Raw genomic sequence first — 19,370 nt, forward strand, 5'->3', positions numbered from 1 at the left:
GGCGTGCGGCCGCCCAGCCGCGGCGGACGGGCGAGCGGGGTCCGCTCCGGGGCCAGCCAGACCCAGCCGTCCCGCTCCTCGACCGCCCACGGGGCCGAGAGGTCGGCGCGCGGCGGCGGGGTGCCGTCGGCCCCAAGGGACGGGATCTCGACGCACCGGCCCTCCGCGTTGAACTGCCAGCCGTGGTTCGGGCACCGCAACCGGCCCTCGACCACGGTCGCGGTGGCCAGCGGCACCAGCCGGTGCGGGCAGCGGGCCGACAGGGCGGTCACCTCCGCGCCGGGCCGCATCCGGACGACGACGTAGGCCCGGCCCGCGGCGCCCACCGGGACCGGCGTCGTCCGCACCTCGGCGGAGCGGGCCACCGGGTACCAGCCGGTCGACGACCCACCCTCGCCCAGGACGCGGGGGGCGGTGCTGCGGGGCCGGGAGGTCGCCATGCGCCCATGCCACCAGCCGGGTGTTGCTCCGGCGTTGCACCCGCGTGCAGTTCCGGCGTCGCCCGGGAGTCCGCGCATAACCATCGGATTGCGGTCTCTCCCGTTCTGATCGGGTGCCGCTTATGGTGACCGCGATCACCACTCAGGCAATGCACAGTGAGGCGCGCCATGACCCCACCGACCGACCGCAAGCTGCTGACCCCGGAGGAGTACCGCCAGGCGCAGGACTCCCCGGAGTTCACCGAGCTGCGCCGCCGCTTCCGCAGCTTCGCCGTGCCCATGACGGTGGCCTTCCTGGCCTGGTACCTGCTGTACGTGCTGCTCTCGACCTACGCGCACGACTTCATGGCGACCAAGGTCTTCGGCAACGTCAACATCGGGATCCTGCTCGGTCTCGCGCAGTTCGTGACGACGTTCCTGATCACCCAGCTCTACGTGCGGCACGCCGGGCGCTCCACCGACCCGGTCGCCGACGAGATGCGCAACCGCCTCGAGTCCCACCAGTACGCAACCCCGAACCGCGAGGAGTTCCCCCGTGGCTGACCTGCTCGCCGCCGACGCCCCGGCCGCCACCATCGGCGAGCCGGCGATCAACATCTCGATCTTCGGGGTCTTCGTGCTGATCACGCTGGTGATCACGTTCCGGGCCAGCCGCAACAACAAGAGCGCTGCGGACTTCTACGCCGCCGGCCGCAACATCAGCGGCACCCAGAACGGGCTGGCCATCGCCGGGGACTACCTGTCGGCCGCGTCGTTCCTGGGGATCGCCGGCGCGATCGCCGTCTACGGCTACGACGGCTTCCTGTACTCGATCGGTTTCCTGGTCGCCTGGCTGGTGGCGCTGCTGCTCGTCGCCGAGCTGCTGCGCAACACCGCCCGGTTCACCATGGCCGACGTCCTGGCCTTCCGGATGCGGCAGGGGCCGGTGCGCACCGCCGCGGCGATCTCCACGCTGGTGGTCAGCCTGTTCTACCTGCTCGCCCAGATGGCCGGGGCCGGCGGCCTGGTCACCCTGCTGCTCGGCGTCAGCGGTGAGGCGGCCCAGGCCGTCACCGTCGTGGTCGTCGGGGCCCTCATGATCTTCTACGTCCTGGTCGGTGGCATGCGGGGCACCACCTACGTGCAGGTCATCAAGGCGTCACTGCTGATCATCGGTGCCCTGGTGATGACCGTCTGGGTGCTCGCCGAGTACGGGTTCAACCTGTCCTCGCTGATCGGCGGGGCGATCGAGTCCGGCGGCCAGGCGGTCGCCGAGCCGGGGGCCCAGTACGGCCTCACCAACGTGACCAAGCTGGACTTCATCAGCCTGGGGCTGGCCCTGGTGCTGGGCACCGCGGGCCTGCCGCACGTGCTGATGCGCTTCTACACCGTGCCGACGGCCAAGGATGCCCGTAAGTCGGTGGTCGTGGCGATCTGGCTGATCGGGATCTTCTACATCTTCAGCCTCGTGATCGGTTACGGCGCCGGTGCGCTGGTCGGCAAGGAGGAGATCCTGGCTGCGCCCGGTGCGGTGAACGCCGCGGCGCCGCTGCTGGCCTTCGAGCTGGGTGGTACCGCGCTGCTCGGGATCATCTCCGGCGTCGCCTTCGCCACCATCCTGGCCGTCGTGGCCGGCCTGACGATCACGGCGTCGGCGTCCTTCGCGCACGACATCTACGCATCGGTGATCAAGAGGGGGCAGGCGTCGCCGGACTCGGAGGTGAAGGTCGCCCGGGTCGCCGCGATCGTGATCGGCGCGGTCGCCATCGGCCTGGGCATCCTGGCGCTGCAGGCCGGGCTGAACATCGCCTTCCTGGTGGCGCTGGCCTTCGCCGTCGCGGCGTCGGCGAACCTGCCGACGATCCTCTACACGCTGTTCTGGAAGGACTTCACCACCCAGGGCGCGTTGTGGTCGATCTACGGCGGGCTCATCGCCTGCGTCACGCTGATCATCTTCTCCCCGGTGGTCTCCGGTGCAGCGGTGAACCCGACGACTGGCAAGTCCACGTCGCTGTTCCAGGACGTCGACTTCCACTGGTTCCCGCTGAACAACCCCGGCCTGGTGTCGATCCCGCTGTCGTTCTTCCTGGGCTGGCTCGGTACCAAGCTGTCCAAGGAGCGCCCGGACGTCGACAAGTACGCCGAGCTCGAGGTCCGCTCGCTCACCGGGATCGGCGCGGAGAAGGCCGTCCAGCACTGACGGAGGACCCCGTTCCAGCACGTTGCGTCAGCGAGGCGCGTCCCTTCGGGGGCGCGCCTCGCGGCGGTTCAGGTGGCGGTGGCGGGGGCGTCGGCAGGGAGGACGGCGATCGAGTCGACGGCGGCCGTGGTGGCCGCGACCGCGGCGGGGAGCGCCCGACGGCGACGGACGACGGTGCGGCCGACCAGGCCGGCCAGCACGACGCAGCCGGCCACGGCGTGCTGACCGGGAGCAGTCAGCGCGACGGCGAGGGCAGCGGCGTAGAGCACGGACAGCAGCGCGGTGGCGACCGGCAGCCCGCTGGGCAGGGCCGGGACGCGCAACGCGGGCAGGTGCAGGTGCGGGGCGTGCGAGGGAGCGGTCAGGGACACGACGGGACCTCCGGCTGGCGGTTCGGGCGCCCGCCGGGCCGGCGTCCCAGGCCCGCTCGAAGGAGCGGAGCCGGGGCGCCGGCACGGCGACGGCGTTACGGGGTGCCTCAGGCGCGCGGACGCCGGAGGCGGCACCTCACTTCAGGGCGTCCTTGGCCTTCTGCAGCAGATTGGTGACCTTGGTCTGCGGCGTCGGGTACAGCCGCGGGTCGCCCGGCGGGAGGATCGGGGCGTCAGCGGTCGCGGCGATCGGGGCGGAGCGGAACACGTTGTCCGTGCCGTCGAGGGCCGGGCCGTTGGCCCAGCGGCCGTTGGCCGCCTCGGGACCGTCGGAGGCGTCGATGAAGGTGTACGCGAACTCCGGCAGCTCCTCCTCCAGCGGGAAGGCCTCCGGCACCGGCAGGCCCTCGAGCCCGTCCTCCTTGAGCTGCTCCATGGCGGCCAGCCACTGCTGCTGGTGGTAGTGGTCGCGGGTCAGCAGGAACCGGAGCAGGTCCTTGACGCCGTGGTCGTCGGTCATGTTCCAGAGCCGGGCGACCTGCAGACGGCCCTGCATCTCGGCGGTGGCGTTGTAGGAGAAGTCGGCCATCAGGTTGCCGCTGGCGGTCACGTAGGCGCCGGTCCAGGGGTTGCCCATGGCGTCCATGTAGCTGGCGCCCGCGCCGTTGACGATGGCGTGCTGCGGGTTGTGCTGCCCGTAGCCGGCGGCGGCCTCCTTGGTGCGGTCCGCGGAGTCCGGCTTGAGCGGGATGTGGTCCAGCAGCCGGTCGATCATCGTCACGATCATCTCGACGTGGGCGAGCTCCTCGGTGCCGATGGCCAGGAGCAGGTCCTTGTACTTGCCGGGCAGCCGGCAGTTCCAGCCCTGCAGCAGGTACTGGGTGGCGACGGTCATCTCGCCCCACTGACCGCCGAGGACCTCCTGCATCTTGCGGGCGAAGTCCGGGTCGGGACCGTCGGGCTTGGCCTCGTACTGCAGGGCGTGGGTGTGCGTGAACACGGGCGTACTCCCTTGGCGTCGTCGCTGTCGCCGCACACGCGGTGACACCTCCCAGATGCCCCCGCCCGCTGTCACCCCCGTGCCGTCCGGTGGCCCCTCGGGGCCGACCTGGCCGGCGACGTCCTGCAGCGCGGCCGCGAGCGCCGCCCCGGCAGCTCGACCAGCCGGGCCGGGGTCGACCGCACGGTCCACAGCAGGTCGGGGAGCAGCGCCACCGCGTGCCCGGTCTCGACGACGCAGTCGGGCGCCGTGGATGCTCATCGCGTGCCCGCGCCCGAGGTCCTGCCCGCTTCCCGCGCCGGGGCGTCCCGGCCGGCGCGCTCCGGGCCGGCCGTGCTCATGGTGCTGGGCTCGTGCGTCTCGCTGCAGGTCGGTGCCGCGCTGGCCGCGCAGCTGTTCGGCGACACCGGTCCGGCCGGCACGACCCTGCTCCGCCTCGGGGTGGCCGCGCTCGTGCTGCTCGCCGTCGCCCGGCCCCGGTCGTGGTCGTGGTCGCGCCCGCAGTGGCGGGCGGTGGCGGTGTTCGGGGTGTCGCTGGCCGGGATGAACGGCTCGTTCTACGCCTCGATCGACCGCATCCCGCTGGGCACCGCCGTGACCATCGAGTTCCTCGGCCCGCTCGTGCTCGCCGCGGCCCTGTCCCGGCGTGCGCGGGACCTCGGCTGGGTGCTGCTGGCGGCGACCGGGGTCGCGCTGCTCGGCCTCGCCGACGGTGCCGGCCCGCACCTGGACCGCGTCGGCGTCCTGTTCGCGCTGAGCGCCGCCGGGTTCTGGGCGCTGTACATCCTGGCCAGCGCCCGGGTCGGCGCGCTGGTCCCCGGCCAGGGCGGGCTGGCGGTCGCGATGGTCCTGGGCGCGCTGGTGCTGGTCCCGGTCGGCGCGCACGGCGCTGCGGCGGCGTTCCCGGACCCGCACCTGCTGCTGCTCGTCGCCGGCACGGCGCTGCTCGCGTCGGTGGTGCCCTACACGCTGGAGTTCGCCGCGCTCCGCAGGCTCCCCGAGCGCGTGTTCGGGGTCCTGCTCAGCCTGGAACCGGCGATCGCCACCCTGGCGGGCTGGCTGCTGCTCGGCCAGCGGACCCCGGCCGTCGGTCTCCTTGCGGTGGGCGTCGTCGTCTCGGCCAGCGTCGGCTCGACGCTCACCGCCCGGCCGGCCCCGCAGGCGGTCGCCGCCGCCCCGTGACCGCCCCGGCTCAGCGGTCGGGGAGGCGGACGGTGAGCGTGAAGGCTCCGTCTGCGGCCTGGGACCAGAACAGCCGTCCGCCCAGCTCGCGGGTCTGCCGCTGCACCGACCACAGGCCCAGGCCGTCGAGGTCGACCGGTGGCGCCTCCTGGCTGAGCCGGCTCACGACGGCGCCCGCCGGCACCCCGGCCTGGGTCACCGCCAGGTGCACCCACTCGCCCCGGCGGTCGGCGCACAGGCGCACCGGCCTGCCCTCCCCGTGCCGGTGGGCGTTCTCCAGCAGGTTGGTGAGCACCCGCTGCACCCGGGCATCGGCCACCTGGACCTCGTCGGCGTCCTCCCCCACCTGGACCGTCAGCTGGTGCCGCGGCAGCCCGGAGGCGGCGACGGAGGCGCGCAGGACGTCGACCAGCCGCCGGGTGCCGCGTCGCTCCGGTGCCCCGCCGGTGGCATCGGCGGTGCGCAGCATCGAGGACAGGTGCTGGGTCTGGGCGCGGGCCAGCTCGAGCAGTTCCGGGTGCCCGGCATCGTCGTCGAGCCGGTCGAGCACCGACTCCAGTGCGGCCAGCGGGCTCCGCATGTCGTGGCACATCGCCCGGACCAGGGCGTCCCCCGGGGTGACCGGCGGCGTGGCGGGGCGGGGCAGGAGGCCGCGAACGGCGCGCAGCAGGTCGGTGAGGACGGCGGGCAGGGCGGTGGGGCGTGTGTCAGCGGCGAGGGTCACGGGCACCTCCGGTTGAGCGTCGGTCAGCAACGCCGGGACGCAGCTGGACCAGGGGAGTGACGTGGAGGGCAACGACGCCGGGACTGGGCACCGGCCCCCCGTGGACGTGGTGGTCATCGACGACCACCCGTTGTTCAGTCGGGGCCTGGCGCTGCTGCTGCCGCCGGAGAGCGGCGGCCGGGTCCGCGTCGTGGGCACCACCGAGGACGCCTCGGCCGGAGCGGCCCTGGTCCGCCGGCACAACGCCGACGTCGCGATCGTCGACCTGCACATGCCGCCGCCCGGCGGGACCCGCGCGATCGCGGCCATCCGCCGGACCGAGCCGATGGTGCGGATCGTGGCGCTCTCCGGCCTGGCCGAGTCCGACGCCGCGCTGGAGGCGCTGCGCGCGGGCGCCAGCGCCTTCCTGCCGAAGACGACGTCCCCGGAGGCGCTGGTCCGCCCGCTGCTCGCCGTGCTCGACGGCTGGTCGGTGATCCCGGAGACGCTGCTGCGGGAGCTGCTCCACGACGCGGCGCCCACCGCGGACCAGGGCATCGCCGCCCGGTTGACCGCCGACGACCGCCGGCTCTGGCGGCTGGTGGCCGCCGGCACCAGCACGGTGGACATCGCCACGACGCTGCACGTCTCCGAGCGCACCGTGAAGCGGCTGGTGGCCAACCTGCTGCGCCAGCTCAAGGTGTCGACCCGGGTGGAGGCCGCCGCGCTCGCCGGCCGGGTCGGCCTCGAGGGCACGGTGAACTGAGCAGGCGGGGGACGGCCGGCCTCGGTGCATCATGCGCGACCTACCCGTCGCGGTGGCGCGCACTCCCGGACCGGCGAGTTCCGCAGCGGTCCTCGTGGTTAGTGTCCGCGCATGGCCGCACGCATCGTCCTGTTCGGCGCCACCGGCCACACCGGTGGCCGGACGGCCCAGGCGCTGGCCGACCGGGGTGCCCGGCCGGTGCTCGCCGGGCGCGACCCCGGCCGGCTCGGGTCGCTGGCCGCCCGGCTCGGCGGGGCCGCCGGTCCGCTGGAGACGGTGACCGCCGACGTCACCGACACCGCGTCGGTGCGGTCCCTGGTCGCTCGTGGGGACGTGCTCGTGACGACGGTGGGCCCCTTCCAGCGGCTGGGCGAGCCGGCGGTCGCGGCGGCCACCGACGCCGGTGCGGTCTACCTGGACTCCACCGGTGAGCCGCCGTTCCTCCGCCGCGTCTTCGAGGAGTTCGGCCCGCGCGCGCAGCGCACCGGCGCCGCGCTGCTCCCGGCGTTCGGCCACGACTACGTGCCCGGGTCGCTGGCCGGGGCCCTGGCACTGGCCGAGGCCGGCGGGCGGGCCCACCGGGTCGACGTCGGGTACAGCCTGGACGGCGTCCGCGGCCAGGGCTTCTCCCGCGGCACCCTGGTCTCGCTGCTCGGCGTCCTGCTCGAACCCGGCTTCGCCTGGGACGGCGGCCGGCTGGTCGCCGAACCGGCCGGTGCCCGGGAGTGGCGCTTCGACGTCGCCGGGCGGACCCGGCGCGGCCTGTCGGTGGGCGGCTCGGAGCACCTGACCCTGCCCGGCCTCGCGCCGACGCTGCGGGAGGTGGGCGTGCACCTGGACTGGTTCGGGCCGGCGACCACCGTCGCCCACCGGCTCGCCCCGGTCACCCCCTGGCTGGCCCGGGTGCCGGGCGCCCCGGCGGGGATGACCCGGCTCGCCGACCTCGTCGGGCGGCGGGTCGCCGAGGCGCCGACCACCGGCGGCGGCACCCGCACGCACGTCGTCGCCGAGGTGCGGGACACCGACCGGCACCGGGTCTCCCGGGTGGTCCTCGCCGGCCCCGACCCCTACGCGATGACCGCGGACCTGCTGGCCGGGGCCGCGGTGCGCGCGGCGGCCGGCCAGCTCCAGGGCTCCGGGGCGCTGGGCCCGGTGCAGGCGTTCGGCGCCGCGGAGCTGACCGGCCTGGCGGCGTCCGCCGGGCTCGTCCGGGCATGACCGACCGGGTCGCCTGCGTCGACATCGGCTCGACCTGGACGAAGGCGGCGCTGGTCGAGCTGCCCGGCGGCCGGCTGGTCGGGACCCGGCAGGCGCCGACGACGCACGACGACGTCGTCGCCGGGGTGCTGGCGGCCACCGACGGCTGGGACGCACCGGTGCGGGCCTGCTCCTCCGCCGGTGGTGGGCTCCGGCTCGCGGTGGTCGGCTACGAGGAGCTGATCAGCGCTGAGGCCGGTTCCCGGGCGGCGCTCTCCGCGGGGGCGCGGGTGGTGCACGTGGCCGCCGGCCGGCTGTCCGCCGGGGCGCTGCAGGAGCTCGCCGCCGCCGCGCCCGACGTCGTCCTCCTGGTCGGCGGCACGGACGGCGGTGAGGCCGGCGTGCTGCGGCACAACGCGGACATGCTGGCCTCATCGGCCCCGCTGCAGGGTCCCGGTGCGAGCGTGCGGGTACCGGGGGGCAGCGGGGGCCTTCCTCGGTCCGTCCCGGTCGTGCTCGCCGGCAACGCCGCCGTCCGGGAGGAGGTCCACGCCGTGCTGGCCGCGGCCGGGGTGCCGGTCACGGCGGCGGACAACGTGCTGCCCGACATCGGCCGGCTGGCCCCGGAGTCGGCGCGCGCGGCCATCCGGGGGGTGTTCCTCCGCCACGTGATCGGCGGTGGCCGGTTGTCGGCCGACCCGCGGCTGCGGCAGTGGGTGCGGGCGGTGACCCCGGACTCGGTGCTGGACGGCGTCGCGGCGCTGGCCGACCTGCGGGCCGGCGCGGACGTGCCCGGCGTCCTGGTGCTGGACGTCGGCGGGGCCACCACCGACGTGCACTGCGTGCCGGTCGCCGACGCGGAGCAGTCCGCGCTGCAGCGCTCGGCCGTCGGCGTCCCTGCCCGCCGGCGCACGGTCGAGGGCGACCTCGGGGTGGAGGCCAGCGCGGAGGCGCTGCGGGCGGCGGCCACCGCAGAGGGGCTGCCGTCGCCCGGCGAGGACGCGCTGGCCCTGGGCGAGGCGGCGGCGGTCGTGGCGCTGCGCCGGCACCTGCGGAGCGAGGCCGCGTACGGCCCCGGCGGGGCGAGCGCCCGCGGTGTCGGCCTGGTGGTGCTCTCGGGCGGGGTGTTCCGGCACGCGGAGCCGACCGCCGTGCAGGGGGTGCTGGCCCGGGTCGCGGCGGACCGCGGCGGTGCCGGGGGCGTGCTCGCCGGCACGCATGTCGTCGTCGACCGCCGCTACGTGCTGGCCGCCGCCGGGCTGCTCGCCGCCGACTCCCCGGCCGCGGCGGCGGGGTTGCTGCGGGACATGCTGGTCAGCTGACCCGGATGCCCAGCTCGGCGGCCATCCCGGCGGACCAGCCGGCGAGCTGGGCGGTGCTGATCGTGCAGCCCCGCAGGTCGGCCACGCCGGCCAGCCGGGCCACCTCGGCGCCGCGCAGGTCGACCGCCCGGTTCCGGGCGCCCTCGAGGACCAGGGAGCCCACCGTGCAGTCGACCAGCCGGACGTCGCGCAGGTCGGCGCCGCTGCAGTCCAGCTCGCCCACCGTGCACCCGGTGAGCGTGACGTCGACCAGGGTCGCGCCGCGCAGGTCCAGGAAGTCGACCTTGACGCCGTCCAGCCCGACCCGGGTCAGCTGCGCGCCGTGCGCGGTCAGCGCACCGAACCGGCCGCCGGCGGCCACCACGTCCAGCAGCGTGGCGTCGACCAGCGACCACGCGGGGGAGCGCACGTCGGTGAGGAGGCAGCTGGTCAGCCGCGCGCGGTCGAACACGACACCGGTGACGTCGCAGTCGGTGAGCACGCACTCCAGGAACCGGGCGCCGGTCGCGTCGCCGGTGAGCTGCAGCCCGGCGAAGCGCAGCCCGTCGGCGGTCCCGGCGCCGGTGAGCTCCGGCCCGGGGGCGTCGGTCGGCTCGGGCAGCAGCGCGCGCAGGTCCTCGGCGTCGATCGGCACGGCGGTCAGCCGGCCAGCGCGGAGGCCCAGGAGCCGGACGCGGCGCGGGTGAAGCCGGCGACCTCCGGTGCGGCCATGTCGACGGCCGAGTAGCCGCCCTGCCCGGCGCCGACGCAGGCCTGCACCGTGGCCAGCCCCGCCCGCCGCTGGACGACGGTCTGCCGCACCTCCCAGCCGACCACGGCCCGCCGCTGCAGCACGACGTGCTCCCGGACCAGCCAGCCGGAGCGGACCGCGAAGGACGTCGGGCCGGTGGCGTGCCCCAGGGCGGCGTACCGGGCCAGGCCGAGGGGGACGCCGAGCGCGGTGAGCACCGCCCCGGCGACCAGCAGCGGCCACCAGCCGGCCGTGGCGGTGAGCACGGCCCCGGCGACGAGGAGGACGCCGCCGGGTGCGACCGCCCGGCCCAGCCGACGGCGGCGGGCCGCCGCGGGATGGCGCTGCAGCGTCCCCGGCGACGGCACGAGCAGGTCGGTGAGCTGCCAGCCGTCCTCCCGCGGACCCAGCGGGAGCAGCTGACCCCGGCGGGCGGCGTCACCCAGCCCGGTCACCAGCGCTGTCGCGCGGGCAGCGCCGACGAGCCGCATGCCGAGCCCCTCGCTGACCGCGCAGCCGCGGATCCGGTCGACCTCCAGGTCGGTGTGCCGGCGGGTGAGCAGGCCCCGCTCGGCGATGAGCGACCCGCCGCGGAGGACCAGCCGGAAGCGCCAGTTCACCACGGCGCTGCCCAGCACGGCCCCGAGGGCGAGCAGCACGAGCGCCCCACCGACGACGGCGAGGACCAGCCAGCCGTCGGAGAGGTCGGGTGACCCGATGAGCTGCCCCGGCCGGGGCACGTACCGGTCCGGGACCTCGTCCAGCAGCCGGAACAGCGCGCCGACGCCCGCCAGGGGCAGCACCAGGTAGCTGCCGACCAGCGGTGAGTAGAGCAGCCACCGGTTGCGGAACCGGTGCAGCTCCTCCTCGACCGGCTCCGGCGCGGAGTGCCGCCCGGCCGCCTCGGTCGCCACCACCGCGCGCCGGGAGAGCAGCTGGGCGCGCAACCGGTCGCCCTCGGCGCGCAGGACGCCGTCGATGACGAGCTCCTCGTCCTCGGACGCGACCGTTCCGGCGGCCGCGTCGATCCGGACCCGCACCAGGCCGAACAGGCGGTGCACCGGCGGCGCCTCGACCTCCACCCCGCGGATCCGGTCGTTGGGCACGGTGCGGACCGAGCGCGACACCAGACCCCGGGTGAGGACGACGGCGGTGTCCCCGGCGAGGTAGCTGGTCCGCCACCAGGCCAGCGCGGCCCACAGCAGGGACAGCACGGTGACGCCGACGACCAGGGCCACCACGGTGGCGGGGCTGCCCTGCAGCCCGCGGCCGGCGATGACGGCGAGCGCCACCGGCACCACCGAGCGGGCCTGCCGGAAGGTGAGGGTGTGCACCAGCAGGACCCGGGGCGAGGTCCGGCGCGCGGTCGGCCGGGTCACGTCGCCTCGTCCCGGGTCTTCTCCGCCCGCCGGGCGACGTGGTCGGCCACGTGCCGGGCGACGTCGAGGTCCAGGTGCGGGACCCGCACGGTGCCCTGCGAGGAAGCGGTCAGCACCGCCACGGTGGCCAGCCCGAAGAGCTGCTGGAGGAGGCCCCGGGTCACGTCGACGGTCTGCACCCGCGAGATCGGGACCAGCGTCCAGGTGCGGGTCAGCCACCCGGTGAGGGTGTAGATCGCCTCGCCGGTGACCTCCCACCGGTGCACCCGGAACCGCAGCCGCGGGCGGACGGCGAGGGTGAGCACCGCGTAGGCCAGCACGAACGCAGCGCCCGCCCACCGCGCCGGGGCGACCGCCGCGCCGGCGTCCAGGGGCACCAGCAGCCAGAAGGCGCCGACCACCAGGCCGTAGCAGAGGGTGCCGACGGCCCCCTGCGCCACCCACAGGGCGATCGCCTTGCGGGAGAGGGACCAGACCGGTTCGCGGACCGGTGTGGGGGCGGACATCGCGACCATCCTGTCAGCGAGAGCGCAGCCGCGACGCGTGCCACCATGGAGCGCGTGATGATGCCCCAGCAGGTGCCGACCGTGCCCGCCGCCGAGGTCCCCGACGACGCCGTCGTCCTCGACGTCCGCGAGGACGACGAGTGGGCCGCCGGGCACATCGACGGGGCCACCCACGTCGCGATGGGCGACGTCCCCTCCCGGCTGGACGAGCTGCCCGAGGGCGACCCGCTGTACGTCACCTGCCGCAGCGGCGGGCGCTCGGCGCGGGTGGCCGCCTGGCTGAACCAGAACGGCTACGACGCGGTCAACGTCGGCGGCGGCATGGGGGAGTGGGACGCCGCAGGGCGGCCGATGGTCAGCGAGACCGGCCGCCCCCCGTACGTCGTCTAGGCGTCCCGGGAGTACTCCGCGAAGCGGGTGCGCAGGTCCTTCTTGGAGAACTTGCCCACGCTGGTCTTCGGCACCTCGTCGATGAACTCGACGGCGTCGGGCATCCACCACTTGGCCACCAGGGGCGCGAGGTGGTCGAGGATGTCCTGCTCGGTCGCCGTCTGGCCCTCCTTGAGCACGACGCAGGCCAGCGGCCGCTCGTCCCACTTCGGGTGCGGGATGCCGACGACGGCCGCCTCCTTCACCGCCGGGTGGCTCATGATCGCGTTCTCCAGGTCCACCGAGGAGATCCACTCGCCGCCGGACTTGATCAGGTCCTTGGTGCGGTCGGCGATCCGGATGTTGCCGTCGGGCGCCAACGCGGCGACGTCACCGGTCCTCATCCACCCGTCGGCGGTCAGCAGCTCCACCCCGGCGTCGGGGTTGTAGTAGGCGGCTGCGCACCACGGCCCGCGCACCTGCAGCTCGCCGGTGGCCTTGTCGTCCCAGGGCTGCTCCTCGAGGGTGTCGGCGTCGACGATCCGCGCCTCCACGCCCAGGAACGGGATGCCGGCGCGGGCGCGCTGGGCGGCCCTGGTCGCGTCGTCGGCGTCGTCGAAGGCACGGGACAGCACCCCGGAGGAGGCGACCGGGTGGGTCTCGGTCATGCCCCATGCCTGCAGGATCGGCAGCCCGACCTGCTCGCGGTAGGCCTCCGACAGCGCCTTGGGCACCGCCGAGCCGCCGCAGCCGATCTCCCGGAGCTTGTGCGGGCGACCGGCCAGGTGCGGCAGCACGCCCTGCCAGATGGTGGGGACGCCGGCGGTGAAGGTGACGCCCTCCTCGACGATCAGGTCGGCGAGCGCCTTGGGCTGCATCATCGAGCCGGGCAGGACCATCGCCGCCCCGGCGGCCGGACCGGCGTGGGCGATGCCCCAGGCGTTGGCGTGGAACATCGGCACGACCGGCATCGCCGCGTCCCGGACACCGAGGCCGAAGGCGTTGGGCGAGATGACGCCCATGGTGTGCAGGTAGGTCGAGCGGTGTGAGTAGACGACGCCCTTGGGGTTGCCCGTGGTGCCGCTCGTGTAGCACATGTAGGCGGCGGAGCCCTCGTCGGTGACGTGGAAGTCGACCGGCTGGGCGTCGGCCAGCAGCGTCTCGTAGTCGAGCACCCGCGGGTCGTCGGGGACCTCGTTGTCCCCGCCGTCGTCCATCACCACCACGTGCTGGACGGTCTTCATGGTGTCGATCAGCGGCCACAGCAGCGGCAGGACGGTGCGGTCGACGAAGACGACCTCGTCCTCGGCGTGGTTGGCGATGTAGGTCAGCTGCTCGGGGAACAGCCGGATGTTCAGCGTGTGCACCACCCGGCCGCTGCACGGACCGGCGAAGTACAGCTCCAGGTGCCGCTGGCTGTTCCAGCCGAAGGTGCCGATCCGGCCGTCGGCGCTGATGCCCAGGGTGTCGAAGACGCCACCGAGCCGGCGGGTCCGCCGGGCCCACTCCGCGTAGGTGGACCGGGTCCGCCCGCCCGGGCCGTCGGTGACGATCGCGACGTCCCCGTGGTGCTGCTCGGCGTGCCGGAAGATCGTGTCGATGGTCAGGGGGACGTCCTGCATGAGCCCGCGCATGGCCGCATGGTGCCAGTGACCGAGCTCACGATCCACCCGTCGTCGCGTCGTCCCCGGCCGGCTCGGTCCGGTGGTGCCACCGGTCCCGGTCGACGACCTCACCCCATCGGGTGGTGCGCGACCCATCTGGGCCGACCTCCCCACCCGATGAACGGGCCGTTACGCGACCGTGACGATCAATCTCGGCTCCAGGGGTTGACGTCACCCCGTTGTTAACGTTCACACTGTGTCGCTCGCACAGATGCGGGCCTGCGCCCTCTGGCGGCAGATGTCTCGAAGGAGAGATGTGGCAGTGAACAAGAAGCTGGGGCTCACCGCCCTGGGCGCCGCGCTGGCAGTCGGCCTCACGGCCTGTGGTGGCAGTGGCGCCGGCGGCAACTCGAACGACACCGCGAGCAGCGACCCCTCGGACCTGACGATCGGCGTCTCGATGCCGACGCAGACCTCCGAGCGCTGGATCGCGGACGGCAACGCCGTCAAGTCGCAGCTGGAGGACGCCAAGTACAAGGTCGACCTCCAGTACGCCAACGACGACATCCCGACCCAGGGTCAGCAGATCGACCAGATGATCACCGAGGGCGCCGACCTCCTGGTCGTCGCCGCCATCGACGGCACCGCGCTGAGCAGCCAGCTGCAGGCCGCCGCCGACGCGGACATCCCGGTCATCAGCTACGACCGCCTGATCCGCGACACCGAGAACGTCGACTTCTACGTCAGCTTCGACAACTACAAGGTCGGCGTCGCGCAGGGCACCGCCCTGCTGGCTGGTCTGGGTGTCACCGACAAGGACGGCAAGCCGACCGGCACCAAGGGTCCGTTCAACATCGAGCTGTTCGCCGGCTCGCTGGACGACAACAACGCCGCCTTCTTCTTCAACGGCGCGTTCGACACCCTCAAGCCGTTCATCGACGACGGCACGCTGGTCGTGAAGTCCGGCCAGACGAGCATCGAGCAGGCCGCCACCCTGCGCTGGGCGCAGGAGACCGCCCAGAAGCGGATGGAGGACCTCCTCACCGGCAGCTACAACGACGGCACCAAGGTCAACGGCGTGCTCTCGCCCTACGACGGCATCTCGCGCGGCATCATCACCGCCCTGCAGAACGCCGGCTACGGCCCGAACCTGACCTCGACCCCGACCCCGCTGCCGGTCGTCACCGGTCAGGACGCCGAGATCGCCTCGGTCAAGCTGATCAACGACGGTGTCCAGAGCTCCACGATCTTCAAGGACACCCGCACCCTCGCCGCCCAGGCCGTCACCGCGTCCGAGGCGTTCCTCGAGGGCAACGAGCCCGAGGCCAACGACACCAAGACCTACGACAACGGTGTCAAGGTCGTCCCCTCGTACCTGCTGCCCATCGAGACGGTCTACAAGGACGACATCCAGTCGGTCCTGATCGACTCGGGTTACTGGACGGCCGACGAGGTCGCCAAGGGCCAGGCCGGCTGACCCACCGCCCCACAGTCCCGGCCGGGCTCGGCAGCACGACTGCCGGGCCCGGCCGGTACCACCTCCCGACCCGTTCTCCGGACAGGTCGGGACAGCCCGGGAGCCGGGCACCCGAAAAAGGGCCGGGTGGCGCACACTCGGTCCGACATCCCCCAGAGAGGCAAGGACGACGGCGTCCATGGACGACTACATCCTGGAGATGCGCTCCATCACCAAGACGTTCCCCGGCGTGAAGGCGCTGTCGGACGTGTCACTCGCGGTGCGGCGCGGCGACGTCCACGCCATCTGCGGTGAGAACGGCGCCGGGAAGTCGACGCTGATGAAGGTCCTGTCCGGCGTCTACCCGGCCGGCACCTACGACGGCGAGATCGTCTACGACGGCGAGGTGCAGAAGTTCGGCGGCATCCGCGACAGCGAGCACAAGGGCATCGTGATCATCCACCAGGAGCTCGCGCTGGTGCCCTACCTGTCCATCGCGGAGAACCTGTTCCTGGGCAACGAGCGCAAGGGCCGCAGCGGCCTGATCGACTGGAACAAGGCCAACGCCGACGCCGCCGCCCTGCTGCACGAGGTCGGTCTCGTGGAGAACCCGGTCACCCCGGTCGGCACCCTCGGCGTGGGCAAGCAGCAGCTGGTCGAGATCGCCAAGGCCATCTCCAAGGACGTGAAGCTGCTGATCCTCGACGAGCCCACCGCCGCGCTGAACGACAACGACTCCGCGCACCTGCTGGACCTGCTGCGGCGGCTCCGCGACCGGGGCATCACCTCGATCATCATCTCGCACAAGCTGAACGAGATCGTCGCGATCGCCCAGCACACCACGATCATCCGGGACGGGAAGACCGTCGAGACGCTGGACATGAGCGCCCCGGACGTCGACACCGACCGGATCATCCGCGGGATGGTCGGCCGCGACCTGGAGTCCTACTACCCCGACCGCGAGTCGCACCCCGGCGAGGAGGTGCTGCGCGTGGAGGGCTGGACGGTCAAGCACCCCACCCAGGACCGGCTCGTCGTCGACCACGCCGACTTCGACGTCCGCGCCGGTGAGGTCATCGGCATCGCCGGCCTCATGGGCGCTGGGCGCACCGAGCTGGCGATGAGCATCTTCGGCCGTTCCTACGGCCGGTTCGTCGAGGGCCGGATCTTCGTGCACGGCAACGAGGTGAAGGCCCGCAGCGTCTCCGAGGCCATCGACCACGGCATCGCCTACGCCACCGAGGACCGCAAGAAGTACGGCCTGAATCTCATCGAGGACATCCGGCGCAACGTCTCCGCGGCCGCGTTGAGCAAGCTCGCCACCCGGGGCTGGGTCAACGGCAACGAGGAGACCAAGGTCGCCGAGGACAGCCGGCGGGACATGAACATCAAGGCGCCGAGCGTCTCCTCGATCGTCGGCAAGCTCTCGGGCGGCAACCAGCAGAAGGTCGTGCTGTCCAAGTGGCTGTTCACCGACCCGGACGTGCTGATCCTCGACGAGCCGACCCGCGGCATCGACGTCGGGGCCAAGTACGAGATCTACACGATCATCAACAAGCTGGTGGCGGCCGGCAAGGCCGTCATCGTCATCTCGTCCGAGCTGCCTGAGCTGCTCGGCATCTGTGACCGCATCTACACGCTCTCGGCCGGGCGCATCACCGGCGAGCAGCCGGTTCGTGAGGCCACGCAGGAGAGCCTCATGAAGCTGATGACCAAGGAGAGGGAGCTCGCAGCATGACCAGGACCGTGGGGCCCCAGCCCGGGGAGACCGAGACCAACCAGACCCCGGCGGAGGTCGCCGACGCGCAGGCCAAGGCCACCAAGGTCGGGACCAGCGACATCCGCGAGCTGCTCACCCGCAACCTGCGGCAGAGCGGCATCTACGTCGCCTTCTTCGTCGTGGTGGTGCTCTTCGCCATCCTGACCGGCGGCACGTCGCTCAGCCCGGGCAACATCACCAACATCGTCCTGCAGTACTCCTACGTGCTGGTGCTGGCCATCGGCATGGTCATCGTGATCATCGCCGGCCACATCGACCTGTCGGTCGGCTCGGTCGTCGCGCTGACCGGTGCCACGTCCGCGGTGCTGGTCATCCGGCACGGCGCCCCGTGGTGGGTCGGCATGCTCGCCGCCATCGCCGTCGGACTCCTGGTCGGCGTCTGGCAGGGCTTCTGGGTCGCCTACGTCGGGATCCCGGCGTTCATCGTGACCCTGGCCGGCATGCTCATCTTCCGTGGGCTGACCCTGCAGGTGCTGGACAACATCTCGCTGTCGCCCTTCACCCCGCAGTACCAGAAGGTGTCCAGCGGCTTCCTCAACGGCCTGCTCGGTGGCAACGGGTACGACGCCTTCACCCTGCTCATCGGCGCGCTCGCGGTGGCCGGGTACGCGGTCAGCGGCTTCCGCACCCGGGTGGCGCGGATCCGCTACAAGCAGCCGGTCGAGAGCTTCCCGCTCTTCGTCGCCCGGGTGGTCGTCGTCGCCGCCGTGGTCATGTACTTCGCCTGGCAGCTGGCCCACGCCCGCGGCCTGCCGATCGTGCTGATCATCCTGGGCGTGCTGATCACCGTCTACGGCATGATCACCAAGCGCTCGGTCTTCGGGCGTCAGGTGTACGCCATCGGCGGCAACCTGGCGGCGGCGACGCTGTCCGGTGTCAAGGTCCGGATGGTCAACTTCTGGATCTTCGTCAACATGGGCTTCCTGGCCGCGGTCGCGGGGATCATCTACTCCTCGCGGTCCAACGGTGCACAGCCGGCCGCCGGGCAGAACTTCGAGCTCGACGCCATCGCGGCGGCCTTCATCGGTGGCGCCGCCGTCACCGGCGGTGTCGGCACGGTGGCCGGCGCAATGGTCGGTGGTCTGCTCGTCGCGGTCCTGAGCAACGGCATGCAGCTCCAGGGCGTGGACCAGTCGATCCAGTCGGTCATCAAGGGACTCATCCTGCTCCTCGCCGTCGCCTTCGACGTCTACAACAAGCGGCGGGCCGGCTCCTCCCGCTGACGGTCCGCAGGACCACCGACGGGGGGCGGCAATGAGGCCGCCCCCATGAAGGAGGCGACCGTGCTGCCCGAGGGGGCGCCGCGAGCGTTGGGCATGTCGGACGTCGCGGCTCGGGCCGGCGTCTCGCACCAGACGGTGTCCCGGGTGGTCAACGGCCACCCGAACGTCGCACCGACCACCAGGGAACGGGTCCTCCGGGCCATCGCCGAGCTGGGCTACCGGCCCAACGCGGCCGCCCGGGCGCTGGTCACCGGGTCGTCGCGGACGATCGGTCTGGTCACGTCGCACATCAACCAGTACGGGCCGGCGCAGACCCTGCTCGGGCTGGAGCAGGCCGCCCGGGCGGCGGGGTACTCGCTGAGCGTCGCGATCCTCGACGACGACAGCGAGCGGGCGATGCGCGAGGCCGTCGACCGGTTCGTCGCCCAGTCGGTCGACGCGGTGGTGGCGCTGTCCACCTACGGCCAGGCGGTCGACGCGCTGCGCCGGTTCACCGCCCCGGTGCCGCTGATCGCGGTCCAGGTGGGCCGCGGTGAGCAGCACCCGACCGTCTGGGTCGACCAGGAGCTGGGTGCCGCACTGGCGGTCCGGCACCTGCTCGACCTCGGGCACCGCACCGTCCACCACGTCACCGGCCCGGTGGACTCGCTCGAGGCGCGCGGCCGGGTGCGTGGCTGGCGACGCGAGCTGATCGGGGCCGGGGCGCCGGTGCCCGAGCCGCTCGAGGGCGACTGGATGGCCTCGGCGGGGCACGCCGCCGGCCGCCGCCTCGCCGAGCTCCGCCGGCAGGGCGAGGACGTCACCGCGGTCTTCTGCGCCAACGACCAGATGGCCCTCGGGCTGCTGAACGCGCTGACCGAGGAAGGCGTCTCGGTGCCGGGTGACATCAGCGTCGTCGGCTTCGACGACGTCCCGGAGGCCGCGTACTACTCCCCGCCGCTCACCACGGTCCGGCAGGACTTCGCCGAGCTGGGCCGGCGCGGGGTCCAGCTCGTGCTGTGCCGGCTGCACGGCCAGGACCTGCAGCCCGAGCCCGTGGTGCCCCAGCTGATCGTCCGACGCTCCACCGGCCCGGTTTGACCACTGCTGTTGTTAACGCTAACAATCATCACTCCCGCCATGTCCTCCGGTCGACCGGACCGCTGGGGCCAGCCCCTCGGTGG

19 protein-coding genes are annotated in these 19,370 nt (G+C 73.3%); 11 read left to right on the forward strand and 8 right to left on the reverse strand.

The features are described 5' to 3' along the window. A partial coding sequence (locus FHL80_RS12635) for a Rieske 2Fe-2S domain-containing protein (protein WP_138733767.1) occupies window positions 1–440 on the reverse strand: 440 nt, incomplete at its 3' end. 168 nt (window positions 441–608) lie between these two features. On the opposite strand from FHL80_RS12635, the gene FHL80_RS12640 reads away from it, so the two are divergent. Next, the gene (locus FHL80_RS12640; RefSeq protein ID WP_138733768.1) at window positions 609–983 is read left to right on the forward strand and encodes a DUF485 domain-containing protein; all 375 of its coding nucleotides are present in this window, start codon (window positions 609–611) and stop codon (window positions 981–983) included. Next, a complete protein-coding gene (locus FHL80_RS12645; RefSeq protein ID WP_138733769.1) occupies window positions 976–2,619 on the forward strand; it encodes a monocarboxylic acid transporter in 1,644 nt (547 codons plus the stop codon). The genes FHL80_RS12640 and FHL80_RS12645 overlap by 8 nt, the downstream gene beginning before the upstream one ends. 68 nt (window positions 2,620–2,687) lie before the next feature. Here FHL80_RS12645 and FHL80_RS12650 read toward each other — a convergent pair whose 3' ends face one another. After that, entirely contained in the window at window positions 2,688–2,990 is a 303-nt protein-coding gene (locus FHL80_RS12650) for a hypothetical protein (RefSeq protein WP_246078646.1), read from the reverse strand. 136 nt (window positions 2,991–3,126) lie between these two features. Continuing rightward, on the reverse strand, window positions 3,127–3,990 hold the full coding sequence (locus tag FHL80_RS12655; RefSeq protein WP_138733770.1) for a manganese catalase: 864 nt from the start codon (window positions 3,988–3,990) through the stop codon (window positions 3,127–3,129). Between the two features lie 264 nt (window positions 3,991–4,254). On the opposite strand from FHL80_RS12655, the gene FHL80_RS12660 reads away from it, so the two are divergent. Further along, on the forward strand, window positions 4,255–5,172 hold the full coding sequence (locus tag FHL80_RS12660) for an EamA family transporter (RefSeq protein WP_138733771.1): 918 nt from the start codon (window positions 4,255–4,257) through the stop codon (window positions 5,170–5,172). Between the two features lie 10 nt (window positions 5,173–5,182). Here the strand turns inward: FHL80_RS12660 and FHL80_RS12665 are convergent, their stop codons facing one another. After that, window positions 5,183–5,896, reverse strand: a complete 714-nt coding sequence (locus FHL80_RS12665; protein ID WP_138733772.1) for a sensor histidine kinase — start codon at window positions 5,894–5,896, stop codon at window positions 5,183–5,185. Between the two features lie 100 nt (window positions 5,897–5,996). Between FHL80_RS12665 and FHL80_RS12670 the strand changes: the two genes are divergently transcribed. The 3 genes from FHL80_RS12670 (at window position 5,997) to FHL80_RS12680 (ending at window position 9,160) form a co-directional block, all read left to right on the forward strand. Beyond that, window positions 5,997–6,641: a response regulator gene (locus tag FHL80_RS12670; RefSeq protein ID WP_246078647.1), complete on the forward strand. Its 645-nt coding sequence runs from the start codon at window positions 5,997–5,999 to the stop codon at window positions 6,639–6,641. A gap of 111 nt (window positions 6,642–6,752) precedes the next feature. Continuing rightward, window positions 6,753–7,859 carry a saccharopine dehydrogenase family protein gene (locus FHL80_RS12675; protein WP_138733774.1) on the forward strand — a complete coding sequence of 369 codons (1,107 nt, stop codon included), beginning with the start codon at window positions 6,753–6,755 and terminating at the stop codon, window positions 7,857–7,859. Continuing rightward, entirely contained in the window at window positions 7,856–9,160 is a 1,305-nt protein-coding gene (locus FHL80_RS12680) for a glutamate mutase L (RefSeq protein ID WP_138733775.1), read from the forward strand. The genes FHL80_RS12675 and FHL80_RS12680 overlap by 4 nt, the downstream gene beginning before the upstream one ends. On the opposite strand, the gene FHL80_RS12685 is transcribed toward FHL80_RS12680, so the two are convergent. The 3 genes from FHL80_RS12685 to FHL80_RS12695 are packed head-to-tail and all read right to left on the reverse strand — an operon-like array spanning window position 9,153 to window position 11,775. Next, window positions 9,153–9,794 (reverse strand): pentapeptide repeat-containing protein, encoded by a 642-nt coding sequence (locus FHL80_RS12685; protein ID WP_216870686.1) that lies wholly within the window; start codon window positions 9,792–9,794, stop codon window positions 9,153–9,155. The genes FHL80_RS12680 and FHL80_RS12685 overlap by 8 nt on opposite strands. A 5-nt stretch (window positions 9,795–9,799) precedes the next feature. Next, a complete protein-coding gene (locus tag FHL80_RS12690; protein WP_138733777.1) occupies window positions 9,800–11,269 on the reverse strand; it encodes a PH domain-containing protein in 1,470 nt (489 codons plus the stop codon). Then, window positions 11,266–11,775 (reverse strand): PH domain-containing protein, encoded by a 510-nt coding sequence (locus tag FHL80_RS12695; RefSeq protein ID WP_138733778.1) that lies wholly within the window; start codon window positions 11,773–11,775, stop codon window positions 11,266–11,268. Before FHL80_RS12695 ends, FHL80_RS12690 begins: the two co-directional genes overlap by 4 nt. Window positions 11,776–11,832: 57 nt before the next feature. Here FHL80_RS12695 and FHL80_RS12700 point away from each other — a divergent pair, with 57 nt between their 5' ends. After that, window positions 11,833–12,165, forward strand: coding sequence for a rhodanese-like domain-containing protein (locus FHL80_RS12700; RefSeq protein ID WP_026847178.1), 333 nt, complete (start codon window positions 11,833–11,835; stop codon window positions 12,163–12,165). Here the strand turns inward: FHL80_RS12700 and FHL80_RS12705 are convergent. Further along, complete coding sequence (locus tag FHL80_RS12705) at window positions 12,162–13,778, reverse strand: long-chain fatty acid--CoA ligase (protein ID WP_138733779.1); 1,617 nt, start codon at window positions 13,776–13,778, stop codon at window positions 12,162–12,164. The genes FHL80_RS12700 and FHL80_RS12705 overlap by 4 nt on opposite strands. A 292-nt stretch (window positions 13,779–14,070) precedes the next feature. Between FHL80_RS12705 and chvE the strand changes: the two genes are divergently transcribed. From chvE to FHL80_RS12725, 4 genes are all read left to right on the forward strand, one after another. Further along, window positions 14,071–15,225: a multiple monosaccharide ABC transporter substrate-binding protein gene (gene chvE / locus FHL80_RS12710; protein WP_216870687.1), complete on the forward strand. Its 1,155-nt coding sequence runs from the start codon at window positions 14,071–14,073 to the stop codon at window positions 15,223–15,225. Window positions 15,226–15,403: 178 nt separating this feature from the next. Beyond that, window positions 15,404–16,942: a multiple monosaccharide ABC transporter ATP-binding protein gene (gene mmsA, locus FHL80_RS12715; protein ID WP_138733780.1), complete on the forward strand. Its 1,539-nt coding sequence runs from the start codon at window positions 15,404–15,406 to the stop codon at window positions 16,940–16,942. Next, window positions 16,939–18,207: a multiple monosaccharide ABC transporter permease gene (mmsB, locus tag FHL80_RS12720; protein ID WP_138733781.1), complete on the forward strand. Its 1,269-nt coding sequence runs from the start codon at window positions 16,939–16,941 to the stop codon at window positions 18,205–18,207. Before mmsA ends, mmsB begins: the two co-directional genes overlap by 4 nt. A gap of 45 nt (window positions 18,208–18,252) precedes the next feature. Further along, on the forward strand, window positions 18,253–19,287 hold the full coding sequence (locus FHL80_RS12725) for a LacI family DNA-binding transcriptional regulator (protein WP_138733782.1): 1,035 nt from the start codon (window positions 18,253–18,255) through the stop codon (window positions 19,285–19,287). Window positions 19,288–19,370 lie beyond the last annotated feature (83 nt).

The sequence above is a fragment of the Modestobacter excelsi genome, from assembly GCF_005930495.1.
Taxonomy (GTDB): domain Bacteria; phylum Actinomycetota; class Actinomycetes; order Mycobacteriales; family Geodermatophilaceae; genus Modestobacter; species Modestobacter excelsi.

What these genes read in the sequence shown, in the direction of transcription:
- mmsA (WP_138733780.1), top strand. Translation starts at nt 15,404, where the DNA reads ATGGACGACTACATCCTGGAGATGCGCTCCATCACCAAGACGTTCCCC.
- FHL80_RS12700 (WP_026847178.1), top strand. Translation starts at nt 11,833, where the DNA reads ATGATGCCCCAGCAGGTGCCGACCGTGCCCGCCGCCGAGGTCCCCGAC.
- FHL80_RS12725 (WP_138733782.1), top strand. Translation starts at nt 18,253, where the DNA reads ATGAAGGAGGCGACCGTGCTGCCCGAGGGGGCGCCGCGAGCGTTGGGC.
- FHL80_RS12640 (WP_138733768.1), top strand. Translation starts at nt 609, where the DNA reads ATGACCCCACCGACCGACCGCAAGCTGCTGACCCCGGAGGAGTACCGC.
- mmsB (WP_138733781.1), top strand. Translation starts at nt 16,939, where the DNA reads ATGACCAGGACCGTGGGGCCCCAGCCCGGGGAGACCGAGACCAACCAG.
- FHL80_RS12675 (WP_138733774.1), top strand. Translation starts at nt 6,753, where the DNA reads ATGGCCGCACGCATCGTCCTGTTCGGCGCCACCGGCCACACCGGTGGC.
- FHL80_RS12680 (WP_138733775.1), top strand. Translation starts at nt 7,856, where the DNA reads ATGACCGACCGGGTCGCCTGCGTCGACATCGGCTCGACCTGGACGAAG.
- FHL80_RS12705 (WP_138733779.1), bottom strand. Translation starts at nt 13,778, where the DNA reads ATGCGCGGGCTCATGCAGGACGTCCCCCTGACCATCGACACGATCTTC.
- FHL80_RS12695 (WP_138733778.1), bottom strand. Translation starts at nt 11,775, where the DNA reads ATGTCCGCCCCCACACCGGTCCGCGAACCGGTCTGGTCCCTCTCCCGC.